Here is a 20,472-nt window from a genome sequence, read left to right as displayed (position 1 = left end):
GACTATCTCGGAGCGGACCACTTGTCCCTTGATCTAAGTCTGTCAATAGATGGTCAATCGCGTGGAACGCTGGCAGTGCAGCTCCGTAACGCAATCCGTACGCAGATCGAGGAGGGCGCGCTGCGCCCCGGCACCCGGGTGCCGTCGAGCCGGCAACTCGCCGCCGACCTCGGAGTGTCCCGCAGTGTGGTCGTCGAGGCGTACGAACAACTCTGCGCCGAGGGGTATCTCGTCTCCCACCACGGCTCGGGCACCTCGGTGGCGGCGACGGCGCGTGCGGACGTCTCCTCGGCGCTCACCCCGGACGACCACGCGTCCGAGCCGGCGGTCTGCGACCTGCGCACCGGCAGTCCGCACGACTCGACGTTCCCCCGCCAGGACTGGATCCGGGCGGTCAGCGCAGTGGTCACCTCGGCCGGCCGCCGCGAGCTGGGCTACGCCCCGCCGTCCGGCCTGCCGGTCGTGCGGCACACCCTCGCCGGCTACCTGGGCCGGGTGCGCGGGGTGCGAACCCGGCCCGAGCGCCTCATGGTGACGTCCGGCTTCGCGCAGGGGCTCGCGCTGCTCTGCCGCGTGCTGCGCGACCGTGGCCACGACTCGCTCGGGGTGGAGGACCCGGGGCACCCGGGCGAGTGGGAGTTCGTCGCCGAGGCGGGCCTGCGTCCGGTGGGCATCCCGGTGGACTCCGACGGCATCCGGGTGGACGCGCTGCACGCGAGCGGGGTCCGTGCCGTGTTGGTCACCCCGGCCAGCCAGTTCCCCACCGGGGTCACGCTGACCGCGCGACGCCGGGCACAGCTGGTGGCCTGGGCCAGAGAGGTCGATGGCTACGTCATCGAGGACGACTTCGACGCCGCCCTCGTCGCCCCCGCCCAGCGGATGCCCGCGGTGCAGAGCCTCGCACCCGACCGGGTGGTCTACGCCGGCAGCGCCAGCAAGGTCCTCACGCCGGCGGTGCGCCTCGGCTGGCTGGCCACCCCCGCCGACCTGACCGCCCCGGTCGAGCGGATCCGGGCCAGTTGGGACATCGGCTGCTCCGGTCTGGAACAGCTCGCCTTCGCCCGGCTGATCGACACCGGCGCCTTCGACCGGCACCTGCGCCGACTCGGGGCGGACGTACAGAAACGCCGTCAGACGGTCCGCGACTTCGTCGCCGGGCACCTGCCCGACCTCACCCTCTTCGGCGCGAACGGCGGACTCCAGGCGTACCTGCTGCTGCCGGCCCGGCACCCGGAGGAGTCCCTGGTGCACGCGGCCCGGCGTCGCTCGGTGCTGGTCCGCGGTGGACGCTTCTACGCCCTCCGGGCGGACGACCGTCCGCCGGCACTGGTCCTCGGCTACGCCGGGGTACGCGGCCCGGAACTGGGACGCGGCCTGGCCGGAATAGCCGCGGCGTACCGCGAGACGGCCGGCCGCGGTTGATCAGTCAGCCGGCCCGCCCCGGGTCGGTTCGCGCACCATGAAGACGTCCGCCGTCGACGCCGGCCGAAGCGCCCGGTCCCGCACGACCGCCAGGCTACGCGGGCGCGATCCGGCCCTTGCGTCGAGCTGCCGGCCTACGCGGTCAGGTGGCGCGGACGGCCTCGATGATCGTCTCGGCGACCTCGCTCGCGGCCTGCGGGGCCGCCGCCATCGCGTGCGACCCGCCCGTCACCTCGCGCTGGCCGCGCGGCGCGGCCCGCTCGGCCATGAACCGGTGCGCGGCGACCGGGATGTTCTTGTCGGCGTCACCGAAGACGAACCAGCTCGGCAGAGATCGCCAGGCAGGCTCACCGGTGAGACCGTCGCCCAGGGCCTGCTCGGTGATGGGTCGCTGGGTGCGGGCCATCAACGAGGCGAGGTCGTCCGAGACGTCGGCGCAGAACTGGGCGTGGTACGCATCCTGGCCGATCGCCACCTCGTTGCCGCCGGTCGACACCGGGTACTGCACGAGGGTGTCGGCGAGCGTGCTGCCGGGGAACTGTCCCGACAGCGACAGCGCCGACTCGCCGGTGTCGGGCGCGAACGCGTTGACGTACACGAGGGCCCGCACCGACGTGTCGCCCGCCGCGGCCTGCGTGATCACCATGCCGCCGTACGAGTGGCCGACGAGCACGACCGGCCCGCCGATCCCCCGTACCACGTCCCGCAGGTACGAGGCGTCGCCCGCCACGCTCCGCAGCGGGTTGGCGGCGGCCACGACGTTGTACGCGGCACCGAGCCGCTCGATCACGCCGTTCCAACTGGCCGACTCGGCGAACGCCCCGTGCACCAGGACGACGGTGGGCTCCGCATCGGGCATGACAGGCGCTCCCTCGCTCGTGACGCTGGTCCTGACCCGGCCGTGCCGGTGCGCCTGAGTACCCGTCCCACGAGGGCGAAACATCCGCCCCGACCGGTCGCCGCACACGTCTGGGCGCGTCGGCTCGACGCACGGCCAGCCCCGGGAGCTACCGGAAGACCTTGACACTCGTCGATGTTAGCGCCAACACTGAGCCCGTTACCGGGGCGCAACACTCCCGTCACACATCCTGCCCCTGGTGGGTGCTGCGGGAGGCCGGCGCAGCAGCGTCGACCAGCGCCCGTGCACACAGCTCACGGAGGACACATGCCGCTGCCACGTGACCAGAGGACCGCAGGTCCCGGCGTCCTGCGCCGCCGCCGGTCGATCCTGGCCGCGCTGCTGGCGGTGCTCGCCGTGTCGGCCGGGCTGCCCCCGGCGGGGCCCGCGCACGCCGCGCCCGCCGTGAACTACACCAACCCGCTGGTCAACCAACGGGCCGACCCGCACATCTTCCGGCACACCGACGGCTACTACTACCTGACCGCGACCGTGCCGCAGTACGACCGGATCGTCCTGCGCCGCGCGACCACCCTGCAGGGACTGGCCACGGCGGCGGAGACCACCATCTGGAGCCGGCACACCAGCGGCGAGATGGGCGCCCACATCTGGGCCCCGGAGATCCACTTCATCAACAACCGCTGGTACGTCTACTTCGCCGCCGGCCGGACCGACGACGTGTGGCGCATCCGGATGTACGTGCTGGAAACCGCCAACGCGAACCCGCTCACCGGAGGATGGACCGAACGCGGCCGGATCAGCACGCCCTGGGACACCTTCAGCCTGGACGCCTCGACCTTCGTCGCCAACGGGGTGCGCTACCTGACCTGGGCGCAGCAGGAGCCCGGCATCTCCACCAACTCGAACGTCTACCTCGCCCGGATGGGCGCCAACCCCTGGCGGATCACCGGCACCGTGACCCGGCTCGTCGTACCCACGTACGCCTGGGAGACCCGCGGCTACCGGGTCGCCGAGGGACCGGCGGTGATCCAGCGCAACGGCCGGCTCTTCCTGACCTACTCGGCCAGCGCCACCGACGCCAACTACTGCCTCGGGATGCTCAGCGCCTCCGCCACCGCGAACCTGCTCGACGCGGCCTCCTGGAGCAAGAGCCCCAACCCGGTCTTCGCCACCAGCGCGGCCACCGGCCAGTACGGCCCCGGCCACAACTCGTTCACCGTCTCCGAGGACGGCCAGAGCGACATCCTGGTCTACCACGACCGGAACTACCGCGACATCAGCGGCGACCCCCTCAACGATCCCAACCGGCGGACCCGCCTCCAGAAGGTGTACTGGAACGCCGACGGCACCCCCAACTTCGGCATCCCGGTGCCCGACGGCGTCACCCCGGTCCGGCTGCGGTCACACGACCTGACGACCAGCTACGTCCGGCACTACGACTACCGGGCGCGGGTCGAGCCGAACGTGACCAACCTGGCCGACTCCCAGTTCCGCATCGTCAACGGCCTGGCCGGCGGCGGGAGCGTGTCGTTGGAGTCGACGAACTTCCCGGGCTACTACCTGCGCCACTACGGTTTCGCCCTGTCCATCGCACCGAACGACGGGTCGTCGATCTTCGCCAGCGACGCGAGTTTCCAACGCCGGCCCGGCCTGGCCGACAGCGCCGGTGTCTCGCTGGAGTCCCAGAACTACCCGGGCCGCTACGTGCGCCACCGCGACGGCCTGCTGTACGTGGAAGCGGTCGCCACGAGCGCCGAGCGCAGCTCCGCCACCTTCCACCTGGAATAGCCCAGGCGGGCGGGCCGCCCCGCGCCCGCACGCGCCCTCGACACCGTCGGCCGGTCCGCGCGACCCGCCGACGCCGATTGGAGCACCCGATGAACCGGCGTCCCACCATCGCCCTCCTGGCCGGACTCTGCCTCGCGGTCAGCGCGGCACCCGTTCCCGCCGCCGCTCGACCGTCGGCGACCGCCCAGGCAGGCGCGTACGCCAGGCTCGCCGGCCCGCCCGGGACGCCGCCCGGCGCCTGCCCGACGGGGGCCAGCTACGGCTCGCCGCTGCCGGCCAGCTCCGTGACGGCGTCCCGCATCCAGGGCGGGTTCTCGTTCCTCGAAGGGCCGGTCTGGGTCGCCGACGGCGGCTACCTGCTCTTCTCCGACATGGCCGCCGGCACCGGGCCGTACAACGTGCAGCCGTCGACGATCCGCAGGTTCACGCCGCCGTCGACCTTCGACACGTTCATCTCCAACGCCGGCAGCAACGGTATCGCGCTCAGCGCGGACGGCCAGCAGCTCGTGGCGGCCACCCACGACCAGCGCAACGTGTCCGCGTACCGGCTGAGCGACCGGTCCCGCAGCACCGTCGCGGCGAACTACCAGGGTCGGGCGTTCAACTCGCCAAACGATGTGGCGGTCCGCTCGGACGGCGTCGTCTACTTCACCGACCCCAACTTCCAGCGCGGCAACCGCCCGGACCAGATGAACGGGCGCACCAGCGTCTTCCGGGTGGTCAACGGGCAGGTGTCGCTGGTGGACGACCAGCTGCGTCAGCCGAACGGCATCTCGCTGTCGCCGGACGGGAGCACGCTGTACGTGGGCGCCTACTCCGAGAACAAGATCTACAAGTACGCCGTCCAGCCCGATGGCAGCACCGGCGCGCGCAGCGTCTTCGTGAACTACATCGGCGGCCCGGACGGCGGCACCATCGACTGCGCCGGCAACGTGTACTGGACCTCGGGCGGGGACTCCCTCGTCCACGTCTACTCCCCCGCGGGCGTCCAGTTGGGCACGATCCGGTCCGGCTTCACCGGCACGACGAACGTCGCCTTCGGCGGGTCCGACCGGCAGACCCTGTTCGTCACCTCGGGTCCACGGAACGACTCCGGCCTGTACAGCGTCCGGCTCAACGTCCCGGGGTACCCGTACTGACGTCGGTGGTGGCGGGCTGACGAGAAGGCCGGCGCGACCCGGGCTGGCCGTGGGAGGAATCCCCCGTTGTGCTCCTCGCGGAGCGGATTCCTCCCCGCTCGCCCCCCAGGTTCGGCCCGGCCGGGCCTGATCGGACCCGTCGCGCAACATGCGTTGAGCGCGACGGGTTCACGCTCAACGCGTGTTGCTCCGAACAGGAGCGAGCTTACGCTCACGTTCCGTGCGCGTGTCAACGTCTGTTTCGCGGCGGGGCACATCTGCGACACTGTCGTTCAGGTCGCCGGAGGGTGAAGAGCATGGTGGACGTTCGGCGCGCGGAGCGGGAGTTGCCGCCCCTCGACACATTGGCAGCACGGCTGGAGTACCTGTTCGACAAGATCCGTCCCACTCCCGACGAACTCGGCGACTCCGACGAGCCCGGGCGCAGGTACACCAATCGGGAGATCGCCGACAAGATCAACGGCGCGGCGGCCGAGACGGGCGTGACGATCAGCGCCGCCTACATCGGCGAGCTGCGTCGTGGCGTGGCGCGCGATCCCCGCACCTCGCACGTACGCGCGCTGGCCACCGCCTTCGGGGTCAACTCGGGCTACTTCGTGGACGACGCGGCGGCCCGACGGATCCAGGACCAGATCACGTTGCTCGGCGAGCTGCGGCGGATGGACGTCACCCGGGTGGCGCTACGGCAGGTGCTCGCCGACAACGGCCTCTCCGCGACCGACACGCGGCTCGTCGAACAGATGGTGGCCCGGCTACGGGCCGTGGCAGAGGGCACCGGCACGACCCCGTCCGACGATCGTCGGTAGCCGATGGCCGTGCAGATCCTGCGGTGGGAACACACCGACGAGTGGGAGAACACCGACGTGAGGTTGCATCGCCTACGCCGACGCTGCGAACGCATCGTCGCCGAGCTGGAGATGCCGGACCCCTTCGACGTCCGGAAACTGTGCGACGTCCTCGGTGAGCGGCGCGGTCGGCCCATCCACCTGGTACCGATCGCGCTGCCGGCGCAGACGGTGTGCGGGATGTGCGTGCCGACAAACGACTTCGACGCGATCTTCTACGAGCAGGACACCTCGCCGCTGCACCAACTGCTGATCATCGGCCACGAGCTGGGTCACCTGCTCGCCGGGCACCAGGCCACCGAGGTGCTGGACGCGGACGCTTCCCGGCTGCTGCTGCCCGACCTCGACCCGCAACTCGTGCGGCGCAGTCTCGGCCGCAGCAACTACGCCGCGACCGAGGAGCGCGAGGCCGAGATGATCGGCTCACTGCTGCTACGTCGGGTCCGCAGCGGGCGGAGTGACGCGGACGGGGCGCCTGTCGACGGGCAGGACGCCGAGCTGTACGGCCGGCTGCGGCACTCCCTCGAACACCCCCACTGGTAGCGCAGCGATGGACACCGTCCTCTACGCCGTGTGCGCGGCATCCGGCTGGGTGGCGTTCGCCTACATGGTGCGGTTGCAGCGCCGGCATCCGAGCCGGGCCCGCCGCGCGATCTGCGCGGGCCTCGGGGCGTTCGCCGCCGGGATCACGGTCGCCATCCCGCCCGTCGCGAGCACGATCGACGAGGTGTCGGGCCTGCCCAACCTCGCGAAGGTGCTGGCGCACGCGGGCGCCCTGACCATCTCGGCGAACGCCGAGATCATGCTGCTGCACTTCGCGCTGCCACCGGCGACGGCCGCCATCCGTGCCCGCCGCTGGGTCTGGGCCACCGCGGGCGCGTTCCTCGTCATGGTCGGCCTGTTCGCCGTCACCCTCACGTACGACGAGCCGGTGCGCCTGACGGTCGAGTACGCGACCGACCCTGTCGTCACCGCCTACCTGCTGATCTTCCTGCTGCTCGGGTTCTTCGCCTACTGCGTCGACATCACCCGGCTGTGCTGGGGCTTCGCGAAGATCTGCGGACGCCCCTGGCTGCGCCGCGGCCTGCGGATCACCGCGGTGGGCGCCGCCTTCGCGCTGCTCTACAGCACCAACAAGATCGTCTACCTGGTCGCCTACTGGGCCGGCTACCGGCCGACCGGCGAGCGGCAGATCGCGGCGGTGCTGGTGACCATCGGCGCGTTGCTCATCACAATCGGCCTCACCATGCCGGCGTGGGGTCCCACGCTCAAGATCGGCCAACGGTGGGCGGACTTCCAGTCCTACCGGCGACTCGAACCGCTCTGGCGCGACCTCGTCGCGGCCCTGCCCGAACTGGAACTCGACCCCACCCTGCGCCGCCGGTTCGCGGCCCTGCGCGACACCGACTACGCGCTCACCCGTCGGGTCGCCGAGATCCGCGACGGCCGCCTGGCGCTGCGCCCGTACACCGATCTGGGTGTGACGGCGCTGGCCGACCGGTTCGCCGAGGGCGCCGGCCTCGGCGCCACCGAGCGGCAGGCGGCGATCGAGGCCGCGCACCTGGCCTGCGCGCTGCGGCGGCATCGGTCCGGCCAGCTGGCCGCGGCCCCGCAGCCCGCCGACGAGCTGCACCGCCCGGACGGTGGCTATGCCGGCGAGGTGACGTGGCTGACGCTCGTCACCGACGCCTACGCCCGATCGCCCGTGGTGGCCCGGACGCTCGCCGCCGCCACCGGGCAACCGACGGCGGGAGAGGCACGCCGATGAGGGGCCGCTACGACAACCTGAAGCGGATCCGCACGCTGGACCCGCAGCGCGACTACCTGGACATCTACCAGACGATGCTGCGCTACGAGTTCCCCTGGGACATGAAGCTGGGCCTCAACCTGGCGTTCAACAGGTCGTTCTCCGTCCCGGCCATCGCGGCCGTGCACACCGCCACCGGCGAGCTGACCGAGCGCACCCAGAAGCGCATCGACGACACCGGCCTGCTGATGTACGAGATGGTCCTCAACGGCTTCGACCAGCCCCGGGGCCGGGACGCCCTCCGGCGGGTCAACCAGATCCACCGTCCGTACGACATCGGCAACGACGACTTCCGCTACGTCCTGGGCTGCCTCGTCGTAATTCCCACCCGGTGGCTGCGCGCCTACGGCTGGCGTCCGCCCTGCTGCCACGAGCGGCGGGCCACCTACCTGTTCTACCGGGAGTTGGGCCGACGGATGGGCATCACCGACATCCCCGGGTCGTTCGAGGAGTTCGAGACCTGGTTCGAGGCCCACGACGCGACCCACCTGCTGCCCAACGACGACGCGGCGGCCATCGAGCGGGCCACCCGCACGCTGATGCTCGGCCGCCTTCCCCGCACGCTCGCGCCGCTGGGCAACGCGCTGGTCAGCGCCATGTACGACGAACCGCTGCGGCGCGCGACACGGGTCGACACGCCCCCCTGGCCGGTCCGGGCCGGGCTGCGCCTCGCGTTGCGGAGCCGCGCGCGGTGGCAGCGGTGGTTCGGCGCGCCCCGGGCCACGCCGCTGTTCGCCGACGGCATCCGGGCCCGGACCTACCCCCAGGGGTACGAGATCAGCCAACTCGGCCCGCACTGACCGGCGGCCGGCTGGCGCCGGGGTCGGGAACCGCTTGACGTGGCGGCCCCCGTCACGCAAGGTCAGATATCGGCAACCTTCGATTGTTCGAGGAGGACCGATGAAGGCAGTCGCCACCACCGCCGCAGCCCTGCTGCTCCTGCTCACGGGGGCCACCTCCCCCGCACCCCCGGCACCCGACGCGCCCTGCGCCGGGCAGATCCACCCCAACCCGTCGTTCGAGCGCGGAGCCACCGGCTGGACCGCCGGCCCGCGCATGGTCGTGCTCGGTGACGAGACCCGGCCCGCACACACCGGTCGCGCGTACGCCACGTTCGCCGGGCTGGACGTGACGCGTAGCGACCTGCTGCGCACCACCGTCACCGTGCCGGCCAACTGCGACCTGACGGTCCGCTTCTGGGTCCGTACCATCACCACGGAGACCACCCGGGGCGACTACCTGAACGTCGGGCTGGCGGTCACCGGCATCCCTCCGAAGACGAGGTTCTCGCTGGCCTTCGACGGCGGGGCGCAGTGGCGGCAGTACAGCATGGCGAGCGGAACGGCCGCGGTCGAGCGCACCGCGACGGCGAGCTTCCTGAGCAGCGAGACGGCCGGCAACGGCGTCACGGCCTTCGACGTCGACGACGTGACCTTCAGCTTGAGCTGACGACACCCGGCGGGCGGTCGAGCCGACCGCCCGCCTCCGGGTCACTCACCCTGGGTCGTCGTCGCGGTACGGGCCACGACCGTACGGCCTGCCGTCACGCCTCGAAGTCGCTGCCGCCGGGCGTCTCCCGCCCGGCTGGCGGGGTGGGCACCTGCGTCGCGTACCGCCGACTGCCGAGCGCGTCGAGGACCGCGACCAGGGTCAGCACTCCGGCCACCGCACACAGGCCGACCATCGGCGGCCACCGGATCAACACCGGCGTGACCAGCAGCAGGATCACCAGACCGACCAGTCGTGATCGGGAGATCCAGCCGAACACCTCGTGCTCCAGCCGCGACCGCGCGACGAGGAAGAGCGCCGGCCCACCCACCACGAACAGCAGCCACATCGGCCGTGGCGCGCCGAACGGATCGTCGATCACCAGTTCGTAACTGACCGACGTGAGGAGCACGCTGAGCACGATGAGCAGGTGCGTCCGCTCCGACGCCGTACCCAGGCGGGCGGGCTGGCCCGCCGCGCCCAGCACCTCGGGCAGCAGCAGACCCGCCCGGTGGAAGTAGATCCGCCAGATCAGCGCGCTGGTGACGAAGGCGACCGTGAAGGCGGCAGCGCGCTCCGCCGAGTAGTCCCGGCCACTGAACACGACGCCGATCACCAGGATCGACTCGCCGAGCGCGATGAGGAACATCTGCTGGTAGCGGTCCGCGAGGTGGGTACCGGCGATCCGCCAGCGCGCCACCGCCGCGGCCCCCAGCCGCGGCAGCGGCCACCCCAGAACCCAGGCGAGGTAGTCGACGCCGACGGCGACGGCCCACAGCGGCAGGCGCAGTCGCTCCGGGCCGAGCGCGCCGACCAGCCAGATCGGCGCGCTCAGTGCCGCCCACGCAAAGAGCCGGAACGCGACCAGCCGCCTCGGATGGCCCCGCAGCGCGACCGCGATCACCAGCGGCCGCACTACCATCACCAGCAGGTACGCGAGCACGAACGGTACCGCCCGCTCCTGGGTCGCCCGGGGCAGCGTGACCGCCATGACCAGGCCGGCGAACATCGTGCCGACCACGACGGCCTGGATGACCGCACTCTCCGGCTCGTAGCGACTGGTGATCCAGGTGGTGTGCGACCAGATGAGCCAGAGCGCCAGGAACAGCAGCAGGGTACGGCCGAGCCCACCGACGAGTTCCCATCCCGTGTCGCCGTTGAGCTCGACGAAGCGCTGCGAGACCCGCGTGAGTGCCACCACGAAGGCGAGGTCGAAGAAGAGCTCCAGGAACGTGGCGCGGCCCGCGCTCTCCGGAGGACGCAGGAGGTCCGCACCGCGCTTCCCCGACATCGTCCCCTCCGTCCACCCTCGTCGCACCAACGACCGGCTCGCCGAGGGGACGTGCCCGCCGGGGGTACGCGACAGGGTGGTTCACCGTGAATGTCCCCTAACTTCGACAAATCCCCCCTAAGTTCGATGCGCAGGACGCGGCCGAACCGGGGAGAAACGTGGACAGCTATCCGGCGATCGAAGATCACGGACTCATTGGCGACCTGCAGACCGCTGCGTTGGTGACCTGTGACGGCACCGTCGACTGGTTCTGTGCACCGCGCTTCGACTCGCCGAGCATCTTCGCCGCGCTGCTCGACAAGGAGAAGGGCGGCTACTTCCGGATCGCGCCCGACGACGTGCGGTACGTGACCAAACAGCTCTACCTCCCCGGCACACCCATCCTGATCACCCGGTTCATCAGCGCGGACGGGGTGGCCGAGGTCATGGACTTCATGCCGGTCACGGGCGAGCGGGCCACCGACGCGCACCGGTTGGTCCGCATCGTCACCATGGTCCGCGGCAGCATGCGCTTCCGGGTGGAGTGCCGGCCCCGCTTCGACTACGCCCGGGAAGAGCACCAACTGGAGCGCCACCCCAACGGCTACCTCTTCCGCGGCCGGTCCGCGACGCTGACGTTCAACCCCGTCGACCCCATCCGGCGGCTGATCCACGAACGCGGCGACGTCCGCATCGAGGACGGCGACCTCGTCGCGTACGGCACCCTGAACGAGGGCGACGTCGGCGGCGTGGTCCTGGAGACGGGCGACACCGAGCCACGGATCTTTCCGCCGGAGGAGATCCAGGGCATGTTCGAGTGGACGCGGGACTACTGGCGGCGCTGGCTGGAACGCTCCAGCTACACCGGCCGCTGGCGGGAGATGGTCGAGCGCTCCGCCATCACCCTGAAACTCATGACGTACGCGCCGACCGGCGCGATGATCGCCGCGCCCACCGCCGCGCTGCCCGAGCTGGTCGGCGGCACCCGCAACTGGGACTACCGCTACACCTGGGTACGCGACACGTCGTTCTCGGTGCACGCGCTGCTCGGCCTCGGCTTCACCGAGGAGGTCAGCCGCTACATGGACTGGCTGGACGAGCGCATCCGCACGGCCAGCGACCACCAGGACCCACTGAAGATCATGTACCGGGTGGACGGCTCCTCCGACCTGCACGAGGAGGTGCTCGACCACCTGGAGGGCTACCGCGGCTCCCGGCCCGTACGCATCGGCAACGGGGCCGCCGACCAGCTCCAGCTCGACATCCACGGCGAGGCGCTCTACGCCATGCACCTCGCCGACGAGCAGGGCATCCGTGTCTCACACCAGGTCTGGAAGAGCACCGTCCGGCTCGTCGACTGGCTCTGTCACAACTGGGACCAGCGCGACGCCGGCATCTGGGAGAGCCGGCACCACCCCCGCAACTACACGTTCGGGCGGGTGATGTCGTGGGTGGCGCTGGATCGGGCCATCCGCCTGGCCAACCGCACCGGCCGCCCGGGTGACCTGACCTGCTGGACCGAACAGCGGAACCGCATCTACAACCAGGTCATGGCCCGCGGATACCACCATGAACTCGGCAGTTTCGTGCAGGCGTACGACGAGAACGTGCTCGACGCCGCGCTGCTGGCCATGCCCGCGGTCGGTTTCGTCACGCCGAGCGACCCGCTGTGGCTGTCCACCCTGAACGCGATCGAACGCGAACTCGTCTCCGACAGCCTCGTCCACCGGTACGACCCGGTCCACTCCCCCGACGGCCTCCCGGGTCACGAGGGCACCTTCAACATGTGCACCTTCTGGTACGTCGAGGCGTTGGCCCGCTCCGGCCGCCTCGACGACGCCCGACTCACGTTCGAGAAGATGTTCACCTTCAGCAACCACCTCGGCCTCTACGCCGAGGAGATCGCCGCGACGGGTGAACAGATCGGCAACTACCCCCAGGCCTTCAGCCACCTGTCGCTGATCAACACGGCGCTGACCCTCAACAGCCTGCTCGACGCCGAGGCCGATGCCCGTCGCCGCCGCTAGGGCCGGTCAGCACCGTCAGGCGGTCTCGGCAGCGTCCGCCGGCCGGCTGCGGCGGGCCGAGATCGCGGTGGCGATCCGGACGAACGCGGCGACCGCGAGCGAGTGCGAGTTCTGCGGCCACGCCACCGAGAAGGCGGCCTCCGGCGCGTCGTCGACACCTCGCCAGGTGAGCTGTGGTCGGGCGTTGCGCGCGGCGAGCGAGGCCGGGAGCAGCGCGAGCATCCGCCCGAGTTCGATCTGACGCAGCATCTGCACCATGTCCCCGAACGGCGGCGCCTGCTCGCCGTGTCGTACGTAGACGTGCGCGCCGGGAACGACCTGCTGATGCCCGGCCTCGACGTCGGCCATCCGGAGTCGGGGCCGTCCGGCGAGCGGGTGCCCGGCCGGTAGCGCCAGCGCCTGCGGCTCGCGCAGCAGCGGCTCGACGTCCAGGCCATCGGCGTCGAACGGCTCGATGACGATCGCCACGTCGGCCTCGCCCGCGCGCAGCAGGGCCGGCTGCTCGCGCCAGCCGGTGAACAGGACCTCGATCGGTACGGCGGCGTGCTCCGCCTGGTACGCCGCGAGCACGTCCTCGAGCAGGCCACCCTCGACGTCGGCCTTCACCGCGACCACGAGCCTGCCTCCGGGCACACCCGCGGCCCGTCGGGCCCGCCGGGTGGCGGCGTCGAGCGCGACGAGCGCCGTCCGCGCGTCGGCGAGGAGCGCCGCGCCCGCCTCGGTGAGGGCGACGCTGCGGGTGGTGCGGTCGAGAAGACGGACACCGAGGTCCGCCTCGAGTCCGGAGATGGCGCGCGACAGGGCCGGTGACGCGATGCCGAGCCGCTCGGCGGCCCGGGTGAAGTTGAGTTCCTCGGCGACGGCCACGAAGTAACGCAGCGGCCGGGACTCCACGGGATTCATAACCTGAGGATAATAATGCCGCCCGAACTGGTCCTTCTGGCCCGCGATCCCCCGCGCCACGATGGGAGCATGATCGTCATCACGACTCCCACGGGCACGATCGGCGCCGCCGTCGCCGAGTCCCTGCGCGCCGCCGGAGCGCCGCTGCGCCTGATCGCCCGCGACCCCTCCCGCCTGCCCGAGACCCTTCGCGAGTACGCCGACGTCATCGTCGGCTCGCACGCCGACCCCGCCGTGCTCACCACCGCGCTGACCGACGCCACGGCGCTCTTCGTGCTCGTACCGCCGAACTTCGGTGCCCCGGACGTGACTGAGCACTACCTCGGCTTCGCGCGCCCCATCGCGGAGGCGGTGCGTGCGCACGCCGTACCCCGCGTCGTGGCCGTCTCCTCGCTGGGCCGCGGGTTCGACGGCCCGGCCGGGCTGCTCTCGGCGGCCTGGGCGATGGACGACACGCTGGAGTCCAGCGGCGCGGCCTACCGTTCGCTCCAGGCGGCGTTCTTCATGGAGAACCTGCTGCACCAGGTCGACCTGATCAAGAGCCAGGGGATGTTCGTGCTCACCGCCGACCCCGACGCGCCGCTCGCGGCGGTGGCCACCACCGACATCGCCCGCACGGCCACCGACCTGCTCACCGACACCACCTGGACCGGCCAGCAGGACGTGCCGGTGCGCGAACCCGTCGACCACACCCCGCGCGAGATGGCGCGGATCATCTCTGAGACCCTGGACCGGCCGGTCGCCTACCAGCAGGCCACCCTCGCCGACCACCGCGCCCGGTACGCGTCGTCCGGAGCGAGCCCGGCGGTCGTCGACGGCTTGATCGAGATGGCCGAGGCGCAGACGGCGGGCGTCTACCCGCCCGCCCGCGCCGGAGGCGTCGGGACGACCTTCCGCCAGTGGTGCGAATCGGTGCTCGCCCCCGCCGTGGTCGGCCGCAGCATGGCCGAACGACGCTAGGGCGCATGTCGAGGTCCTCGGTCCAGTGGAGGACCTCGACACCGTCCTAGCGGCCATGTGGCACGTCCGGCGGCCCGCTGCTTTACTATGGCACTAGTAAAGAAGTAAGGGGCTTTCCGTGTTCGTCTTCCGGCTCGACACCCACTCCGGCGTGCCGCCGTACCTGCAACTCGTCCAGCAGGTCCGCCAGGCGGTGCTGCTGGGATTCCTCCAACCCGGTGACCGCCTTCCGCTCATCCGCGAGGTGGTCGAGGACCTGGCGATCAATCCGAACACCGTCGCCAAGGCGTACCGGCAGATGGAGCAGGAGGACCTGGTCACCGGCCGACCCGGCCAGGGCACGTTCGTCACCGCACAGCAGTCGGCGGTGATGTCGGCATCGACGTACACGTCGCTGCGGCGCGGCCTGGCGACCTGGCTGCGCCGCGCCTACGCGGCCGGCCTCGACGAGCAGGCGGTCGACGCGCTGTTCACCTCCGTCCACCAGCAGACCAGGAACGAGGACGTGGCGTGACAGCGACCGAGTTCGCGCTCCGCACCGACGGTGTGGGCAAGCGGTACCGCAAGGGCTGGGCGCTGCGCGACTGCACGCTGACCCTGCCGGCCGGCGGCGTGATCGCCCTGGTCGGGCCGAACGGCGCGGGCAAGACCACCCTGCTGCGCCTGGCCGTCGGGTTGCTGGCACCGACCACCGGCACGGTGGATGTCCTCGGTCAGGACGTCACCGCCAGCACCCCGCAGACCCTGTCCCGGATCGGGTTCCTGGCCCAGGACCACCCGCTGTACAAGCGCTTCACCGTCGCCGAGATGCTCCGCTTCGGCCGGGCCTGCAACCTGCGGTTCGACCAGGGGCTGGCCGAGCGCCGGTTGGCGAAGCTGGGCATCCCGCTCGACCGCCGGGCCGGTTCGCTCTCCGGTGGGCAGCAGGCCCAGGTCGCGCTGGCACTGGCCCTGGCGAAGCGGCCCGACCTGCTCGTCCTCGACGAACCGGTGGCCAGCCTCGACCCGCTGGCCCGGCACGAGTTCCTCCAGATGCTGATGGGCGCGGTGGCCGACGGCGGAGTGACCGTGCTGTTCTCCTCCCACGTCGTGCACGAGCTGGAACGCGTCTGCGACCACCTGGTCGTCCTCAACCAGGGCCGGGTCACGCTGACCGGCGACATCGACACCCTCCTGGCCGAGCACCGGCTGCTCGTCGGCCCGCGCACGGCCACCGACCTCGACCGGGCCGGCACCGTCGTGGAGGCCGTCCACAGCGACCGGCACAGCACCCTGCTGGTACGCGACGGCGGGCTCCCGGCCGCGCCGGGATGGCAGGCCCAGCCGGTCGCTCTGGAGAACCTGGTGCTGGCGTACCTGCGCCGGCCATCCGCCCCGAGCGCCACGGTCACCCCGGGGGTGGCGGCGTGACGTGGTTGATCTGGCGGCAGCACCGGACCGAGGTCTGCGTCCTGGGCCTGCTCGTCGGCCTGTTCGGCATCACCCTGCTCGTGCTCGGGACGCAGGCCCACGACCTGTTCCCCGGCGGTCCCGCCCGCTGTGCGGGAGACGCCGGTCTCGACGAGGCATGCGTGGCGTCCTTCCGCCGGCTCGACGACGGGTACGGGTACGTCGAGAACCTGCTGGCGGCCTTCTACCTGGTCCCCGTCGTCATCGGCGCGTTCCTCGGCGCGCCGCTGCTCGCCCGCGAGCTGGAGGACGGCACCTGGCAGCTCGCCTGGACGCAGGCCGTGCCACGGATGCGCTGGCTGGCGGCCAAGCTCGTGGCACTGGCCGGCGTCACCGTCACGCTCACCGGGATGTTCACGGCGGTGCTCACCTGGTTCCGGCAGCCGTTCGACGCGTGGGAGGGGCGGTTCCAGTACGACGCCTTCGACCTGGAGGGGCTTGTCCCGGTGGCGTACGCGCTGTTCGCGTTCGGTGCCGCCACCGCCGCCGGGGCGATCCTGCGGCGCAGCCTGCCCGCGTTCGGCGTCGCGTTCGGGGCGTTCCTCGCCGCCCGGATGTCGGTGGCGCTGCTGGCCCGTCCCGCGTACGCCACCCCGCTCACCACCGTGACGCCGGTGCCCGTCGGCGGCTCGCAGGCGGGCCAACGGGCCGCGCCCGGCTTCGCCGACTGGGTGGTGGAACGCGGCTACGCGGACACCACCGGGCGCAGGCTCAGCTCGACCGAGTACTACGAACTGGAGGGCGCCGCCGACCGGGCCGGCACCAACCTCAACCAGTTCCTACACGCGCGGGGCATCCAGCAGTTCCGGGTCTACCACCCGGCCGACCGGTTCTGGACGTTCCAGCTCATCGAGGCGGCCCTCTTCGTCGCGGTCGCGGCGGTCCTGATCGGGGTGGTGGTATGGCGGGTACGGCGTCGCATGATCTAGCGCCTGACCCCTGCACCGACGAGCATCGCTCAGGGGTGCATGTCGGCGCCTTTCAGCACCCGGTCCACCGCGTTGCGCGGGCCGTAGACCGCCAACCCGACGAGGTCGAGCTTCTCGCTGGGTACCGCCCGCACGGCGGACCGGTTGTCCCGGTCGTTGGCCGTGCCGAACAGCTCGGACGTGAACACCGACATGGGCAGGCTCCGGCTGAGGGCCCGTTGGTGCGCCAGCCGCAGCACGTCCCGGTCGCCCCGGAACACCAGGACGGGCTGACGGAACATGGGCAGGTACCGCACGCCGTCGGCGTCCTCGTACGGCTCGCCGATCACCTCGGGCACCACCGTGCCCACTCCACTGACCAGGAACGCCGTGATGTTCAGGCGCTGCCAGGCAAGCACGTCGTCGCGGAGTAACACGGCGATCTTCGTGTCGAAGCGCACGGGCGCTGGTTGAGGTCGCATGGCTCGATCATGTGGCGCGGGCCTGTTCGCGGTCTTGTACGAAGTTGACCTGCCGGGAGCACGGCACCGCGGCGGTCACCGCGCGAAGACGCCCGGGCTGACGCCGAGGATCCGCTTGAAGTGGCGGGCCAGATGCGACTGGTCGTAGAAGCCGCTGCTCGTGGCGACCCGGTCCAGGGGGTGCCCGGCCAGGATCAGGCGTCGGGCCTCGTCGACCCGCCGGGAGGTCAGGTAGCGGTGCGGCGACATGCCGAACTCCCGGCTGAACACCCGGACCAGGTACGAGGGGTCGAAGTGCAGCAGCCGACCGGCCTCGTACAGCGAGAGCCCATCGGCAACGTGCTGCTCGATCAGGTCGCGCAGCAGGTAGGCCGCCGTGGGATCGGCGCGCGGCATCACGATCCGCTCCCCCAGGCGGGCGCGCACGCTGTCGGTGAGCAGCGTCAGCAGCGTCTCCGCCCGTAGTTCGTCACCGGGCCGCAGACACGCGCCGTGCAACGCCGACACCGCGCCGCGGAGCCACGGATCGGGGAAGCTGGAAATGCCGACCGATCGACCGGCGAGATCGGCCGACAGATGGCTCACGTCAAGATAGATCACCCGCTTCCGAAAACCCTCCGGACCGGCCGAGCGACCGTTGTGCGGGACGTGCGGAGGTAGGAGGGTCACCACCTCACCGAACGCGTAGCGCTCGTGCCGGTGCACGTCGTAGCGCACCGCGCCCTCGTCGACGATGAGGAGCGTCCAGGTGTCATGGGCGTGCATCGGGTAGGCATGATCGGTGAGGTGGGCGTGGAGCACCTCGGTGACGCCCGCCAGTCTCGGCCGCCACGCCTGCATCTCGGCTGCGGGGTGCACGCTTCGTGACACAGGAACATCCTTCCCGACGCGCCCGCTGACACGCACTTCGTGGGCGAGGTCGGCATGCCCCCTGGTGGACTACCTGAACTGGACCTTCCCGCACGGCGGCTTCCCCCGGCCCACCGGAGACGAAGCACAGTGGGACGTCATCCACCAGCTCAGAAGCGGTCTGCACCGACTCTGACGAGCACCGATCGACTGGCGGAGCCGGCCCTAGACGAGGTCGAAGGACTCCCACGGGCCGATCGCCGTACGGTTCGCGATCAGCGCCCCGGCGCCGGCGTCCTCGGCGCAGACGTACCTGCCGTTCGCCGCGCTGCGGAAGCTGACACTGCCGTCCGGGTTCGTCACCTTCGTGAACGTCTCCCAGCCGCCGATCGCGTCGCGGTCGGCCACCAGCGCCGCCGCGCCGGCCTGCTCCGCGCAGACGTACTTGCCGGTCCGGTTGGATCGGAGAGCCACCAGGCCGGCTCCGGCGTCGACGACGCTGAACGTCTCCGACGGCGAGGTCAGCGAGGCGACCAACGGGGAGCCCCCGACGAAACGGCCGTTGGCCCGGGACCGGATGCCGACGGCGGCGGGTGGGGTCGGAGTGGAGCCGAGCACCGGCGCGGTCGGCCGGGTGGCGGTCAACGCGATCTGGCCCTTGAGCATCCGACCACCGTCACCGCTGAGCCGCAGGTAGTAGTCCGCCGAACAGTTCGTGCCGTCCTCGTCCAACGCCAGGAACTTCGAGCCGGCCGGGACGAACGCGGCCGTCTCGGCCGTCTTGGCGATCTGGTTTCCCTCGTTGTACTCGTCGAACATGGAGATGTAGATCGCCGGTGCGCCGGCCCTGATCACGTTGTAGAACTGCCGCCACATGAAGTCGCCGTGCGCACGCTGGCGCTCCTGGAGGTCACCGGGCAGCACGCACGGTTGGTAGTCGATGCCGTGTGCCACACAGTCCTGCACGTCGGGGAGCGTGACGTTGGTGTAGAACCAGTCCGCTCCGGCCACGTCGCCGATCCGGCCCACCATCCACGGCGAGATCATGTCGTACGCGTGGTAGACGTCGGAGAAGCCGGGCCGCGAGTCGCCGTTGCTGTCGCCGCTGCGCCAGTGCGTCGGCGTACCGCCCATGACGTACACGCCCTGCGCCTTGAACCAGTTGATGACGTCCAGGCAGACCGGGGCGCTCCACGGATGGTTGCTGTCGTTGAAGCCGAATCCCCAGATGCCGACGACGGGCTTGCCGTTCTGCCTCGCGTACGCCGGGGACACCGTGTACGCCTTCATCTTGTTCGTCCAGTCGTCCTTGATCTGCTGCTGCATGTCCGTCCAGCCGCTGACGTCGTACATGATGTAGAACTTGCGGTCGAACGCCTCGGCCGCGTTGCGGACCTTGATCGTGACGGCGTCGCGGATGGGTCCCTCTCCGCCGACCGGGTTGAAGCGTTGCAGCGCGGCGGTGTCCAACCCGTTCTCCCGCATCCAGCGGAAGTGGGTGTCGACGGTCTGCTGGTCGTAGGACGAGAACAGTGAGGCGGGCTGCCCGTTGCCCAGGTTCTGGTATCCGGTCTTGTACACCCGTTCGTAGTCACGCACGTCCGGCCACGACTTGAGCGCCTCGTTGACCGGCGAGGGGGTCTTCTGCCAGTCCTGGCCGTAGTGCCACCAGCCCGACAACGGGCTTCCGTCGCCGGCCCCGGTGAACCACCCCTGGTAGCCGACGGTGATCTTTCCGACCACGTCGCCGGGCGGGCTGACCGCGGCAACGGCGGGACCGGCCGTAACGGCGTCGATCGAGACGCCGGTGACGGCGGCCGCGGTGCCGGCCATCGCGGAGCCGAGCAGGGTACGGCGGGAGAGCCTCATGACGGCAGCAACTTTCCTCAGGGGATGGTTCGCCCGGATCGTGAAGCTGAGGGTGATCCGGACGGCATGAGGCTAGTGAGCCGGTTTGCAGACAATCAAGCAGCGCGGAAGAACTTCAAAGAATCTTAAGAGTACGAGGACTCCCGGCACCGCCGCGCGTCCCAGGGCCTGAAATCCTACTTGACACATAGGAGATGTGGGTTAGCGTCGTATCCGTGACCAGCCAACACACCCTGCTCCAGGGCACCGCCATCGCGGTGTCGCGGGGATGCTGCCGTGGCTGGACCGCTGCCTGCGGCTGCTGCCGCTGAGCCCGCGATCCGCTCTGTTTCCACTCGCGCCGCCGGCTCGACGATGACCGGCAGCCGATTCCTCGTACCGGTCGGCGGTTGCTGTTAACCGCCCTC

General features: G+C 70.9%; 19 protein-coding genes. 13 read left to right on the top strand and 6 right to left on the bottom strand.

Features of this window, described 5'->3' with window-relative positions:
• Nucleotides 1-75: 75 nt before the first annotated feature.
• Nucleotides 76-1,422: a PLP-dependent aminotransferase family protein gene (locus ACN269_RS00740; protein WP_421470474.1), complete on the top strand. Its 1,347-nt coding sequence runs from the start codon at nucleotides 76-78 to the stop codon at nucleotides 1,420-1,422.
• Nucleotides 1,423-1,564: 142 nt separating this feature from the next.
• On the opposite strand, the gene ACN269_RS00735 is transcribed toward ACN269_RS00740, so the two are convergent.
• A complete protein-coding gene (locus tag ACN269_RS00735) occupies nucleotides 1,565-2,281 on the bottom strand; it encodes an alpha/beta fold hydrolase (RefSeq protein ID WP_421470473.1) in 717 nt (238 codons plus the stop codon).
• Nucleotides 2,282-2,587: 306 nt separating this feature from the next.
• Here ACN269_RS00735 and ACN269_RS00730 point away from each other — a divergent pair, with 306 nt between their 5' ends.
• From ACN269_RS00730 to ACN269_RS00700, 7 genes are all read left to right on the top strand, one after another.
• Nucleotides 2,588-4,069, top strand: a complete 1,482-nt coding sequence (locus ACN269_RS00730; protein ID WP_421470472.1) for a family 43 glycosylhydrolase — start codon at nucleotides 2,588-2,590, stop codon at nucleotides 4,067-4,069.
• A gap of 89 nt (nucleotides 4,070-4,158) precedes the next feature.
• Nucleotides 4,159-5,208 carry an SMP-30/gluconolactonase/LRE family protein gene (locus ACN269_RS00725; RefSeq protein ID WP_421470471.1) on the top strand — a complete coding sequence of 350 codons (1,050 nt, stop codon included), beginning with the start codon at nucleotides 4,159-4,161 and terminating at the stop codon, nucleotides 5,206-5,208.
• A gap of 296 nt (nucleotides 5,209-5,504) precedes the next feature.
• Nucleotides 5,505-6,014, top strand: coding sequence for a hypothetical protein (locus tag ACN269_RS00720; protein ID WP_421470470.1), 510 nt, complete (start codon nucleotides 5,505-5,507; stop codon nucleotides 6,012-6,014).
• 3 nt (nucleotides 6,015-6,017) lie between these two features.
• Nucleotides 6,018-6,596, top strand: coding sequence for a hypothetical protein (locus ACN269_RS00715; protein WP_421470469.1), 579 nt, complete (start codon nucleotides 6,018-6,020; stop codon nucleotides 6,594-6,596).
• Between the two features lie 7 nt (nucleotides 6,597-6,603).
• On the top strand, nucleotides 6,604-7,821 hold the full coding sequence (locus ACN269_RS00710) for an MAB_1171c family putative transporter (RefSeq protein WP_421470468.1): 1,218 nt from the start codon (nucleotides 6,604-6,606) through the stop codon (nucleotides 7,819-7,821).
• Nucleotides 7,818-8,660 (top strand): oxygenase MpaB family protein, encoded by an 843-nt coding sequence (locus tag ACN269_RS00705; protein ID WP_421470467.1) that lies wholly within the window; start codon nucleotides 7,818-7,820, stop codon nucleotides 8,658-8,660. Before ACN269_RS00710 ends, ACN269_RS00705 begins: the two co-directional genes overlap by 4 nt.
• A 100-nt stretch (nucleotides 8,661-8,760) precedes the next feature.
• The gene (locus tag ACN269_RS00700; protein ID WP_421470466.1) at nucleotides 8,761-9,309 is read left to right on the top strand and encodes a hypothetical protein; all 549 of its coding nucleotides are present in this window, start codon (nucleotides 8,761-8,763) and stop codon (nucleotides 9,307-9,309) included.
• Nucleotides 9,310-9,403: 94 nt separating this feature from the next.
• On the opposite strand, the gene ACN269_RS00695 is transcribed toward ACN269_RS00700, so the two are convergent.
• Nucleotides 9,404-10,639, bottom strand: coding sequence for a low temperature requirement protein A (locus ACN269_RS00695; protein ID WP_421470465.1), 1,236 nt, complete (start codon nucleotides 10,637-10,639; stop codon nucleotides 9,404-9,406).
• A gap of 158 nt (nucleotides 10,640-10,797) precedes the next feature.
• Between ACN269_RS00695 and ACN269_RS00690 the strand changes: the two genes are divergently transcribed.
• Nucleotides 10,798-12,645, top strand: coding sequence for a glycoside hydrolase family 15 protein (locus ACN269_RS00690; protein ID WP_421470464.1), 1,848 nt, complete (start codon nucleotides 10,798-10,800; stop codon nucleotides 12,643-12,645).
• 15 nt (nucleotides 12,646-12,660) lie between these two features.
• Here the strand turns inward: ACN269_RS00690 and ACN269_RS00685 are convergent, their stop codons facing one another.
• Entirely contained in the window at nucleotides 12,661-13,548 is an 888-nt protein-coding gene (locus ACN269_RS00685) for a LysR family transcriptional regulator (protein WP_421470463.1), read from the bottom strand.
• Nucleotides 13,549-13,617: 69 nt separating this feature from the next.
• On the opposite strand from ACN269_RS00685, the gene ACN269_RS00680 reads away from it, so the two are divergent.
• The 4 genes from ACN269_RS00680 to ACN269_RS00665 all read left to right on the top strand — a co-directional run bounded on the left by ACN269_RS00680 (nucleotide 13,618) and on the right by ACN269_RS00665 (nucleotide 16,886).
• A complete protein-coding gene (locus tag ACN269_RS00680; protein WP_421470462.1) occupies nucleotides 13,618-14,508 on the top strand; it encodes an NAD(P)H-binding protein in 891 nt (296 codons plus the stop codon).
• Nucleotides 14,509-14,626: 118 nt separating this feature from the next.
• Nucleotides 14,627-15,022 carry a GntR family transcriptional regulator gene (locus ACN269_RS00675; RefSeq protein WP_421470461.1) on the top strand — a complete coding sequence of 132 codons (396 nt, stop codon included), beginning with the start codon at nucleotides 14,627-14,629 and terminating at the stop codon, nucleotides 15,020-15,022.
• The gene (locus ACN269_RS00670) at nucleotides 15,019-15,918 is read left to right on the top strand and encodes an ABC transporter ATP-binding protein (RefSeq protein ID WP_421470460.1); all 900 of its coding nucleotides are present in this window, start codon (nucleotides 15,019-15,021) and stop codon (nucleotides 15,916-15,918) included. Before ACN269_RS00675 ends, ACN269_RS00670 begins: the two co-directional genes overlap by 4 nt.
• A complete protein-coding gene (locus tag ACN269_RS00665; protein ID WP_421470459.1) occupies nucleotides 15,915-16,886 on the top strand; it encodes an ABC transporter permease subunit in 972 nt (323 codons plus the stop codon). Before ACN269_RS00670 ends, ACN269_RS00665 begins: the two co-directional genes overlap by 4 nt.
• Nucleotides 16,887-16,915: 29 nt before the next feature.
• On the opposite strand, the gene ACN269_RS00660 is transcribed toward ACN269_RS00665, so the two are convergent.
• The 3 genes from ACN269_RS00660 to ACN269_RS00650 all read right to left on the bottom strand — a co-directional run bounded on the left by ACN269_RS00660 (nucleotide 16,916) and on the right by ACN269_RS00650 (nucleotide 20,065).
• Complete coding sequence (locus ACN269_RS00660) at nucleotides 16,916-17,347, bottom strand: DUF2000 family protein (protein WP_421470458.1); 432 nt, start codon at nucleotides 17,345-17,347, stop codon at nucleotides 16,916-16,918.
• A 75-nt stretch (nucleotides 17,348-17,422) separates the two neighbouring features.
• Nucleotides 17,423-18,187: a helix-turn-helix domain-containing protein gene (locus ACN269_RS00655; RefSeq protein WP_421476151.1), complete on the bottom strand. Its 765-nt coding sequence runs from the start codon at nucleotides 18,185-18,187 to the stop codon at nucleotides 17,423-17,425.
• 234 nt (nucleotides 18,188-18,421) lie between these two features.
• On the bottom strand, nucleotides 18,422-20,065 hold the full coding sequence (locus ACN269_RS00650) for a lectin (RefSeq protein ID WP_421470457.1): 1,644 nt from the start codon (nucleotides 20,063-20,065) through the stop codon (nucleotides 18,422-18,424).
• Nucleotides 20,066-20,472 lie beyond the last annotated feature (407 nt).

It is taken from the genome of Micromonospora sp. WMMD736 (genome assembly GCF_049179015.1).
GTDB lineage: Bacteria > Actinomycetota > Actinomycetes > Mycobacteriales > Micromonosporaceae > Micromonospora.
The sequence above is the reverse complement of the archived record's forward strand: the minus strand, read 5'-3'. Positions and strand labels throughout refer to the sequence as shown.

Coding starts and splice junctions, on each gene's coding strand:
- ACN269_RS00715 (WP_421470469.1), top strand. CDS start 6,018: ATGGCCGTGCAGATCCTGCGGTGGGAACACACCGACGAGTGGGAGAAC.
- ACN269_RS00655 (WP_421476151.1), bottom strand. CDS start 18,187: ATGCAGGCGTGGCGGCCGAGACTGGCGGGCGTCACCGAGGTGCTCCAC.
- ACN269_RS00685 (WP_421470463.1), bottom strand. CDS start 13,548: ATGAATCCCGTGGAGTCCCGGCCGCTGCGTTACTTCGTGGCCGTCGCC.
- ACN269_RS00650 (WP_421470457.1), bottom strand. CDS start 20,065: ATGAGGCTCTCCCGCCGTACCCTGCTCGGCTCCGCGATGGCCGGCACC.
- ACN269_RS00725 (WP_421470471.1), top strand. CDS start 4,159: ATGAACCGGCGTCCCACCATCGCCCTCCTGGCCGGACTCTGCCTCGCG.
- ACN269_RS00695 (WP_421470465.1), bottom strand. CDS start 10,639: ATGTCGGGGAAGCGCGGTGCGGACCTCCTGCGTCCTCCGGAGAGCGCG.
- ACN269_RS00705 (WP_421470467.1), top strand. CDS start 7,818: ATGAGGGGCCGCTACGACAACCTGAAGCGGATCCGCACGCTGGACCCG.
- ACN269_RS00730 (WP_421470472.1), top strand. CDS start 2,588: ATGCCGCTGCCACGTGACCAGAGGACCGCAGGTCCCGGCGTCCTGCGC.
- ACN269_RS00680 (WP_421470462.1), top strand. CDS start 13,618: ATGATCGTCATCACGACTCCCACGGGCACGATCGGCGCCGCCGTCGCC.
- ACN269_RS00700 (WP_421470466.1), top strand. CDS start 8,761: ATGAAGGCAGTCGCCACCACCGCCGCAGCCCTGCTGCTCCTGCTCACG.
- ACN269_RS00720 (WP_421470470.1), top strand. CDS start 5,505: ATGGTGGACGTTCGGCGCGCGGAGCGGGAGTTGCCGCCCCTCGACACA.
- ACN269_RS00660 (WP_421470458.1), bottom strand. CDS start 17,347: ATGCGACCTCAACCAGCGCCCGTGCGCTTCGACACGAAGATCGCCGTG.
- ACN269_RS00710 (WP_421470468.1), top strand. CDS start 6,604: ATGGACACCGTCCTCTACGCCGTGTGCGCGGCATCCGGCTGGGTGGCG.
- ACN269_RS00735 (WP_421470473.1), bottom strand. CDS start 2,281: ATGCCCGATGCGGAGCCCACCGTCGTCCTGGTGCACGGGGCGTTCGCC.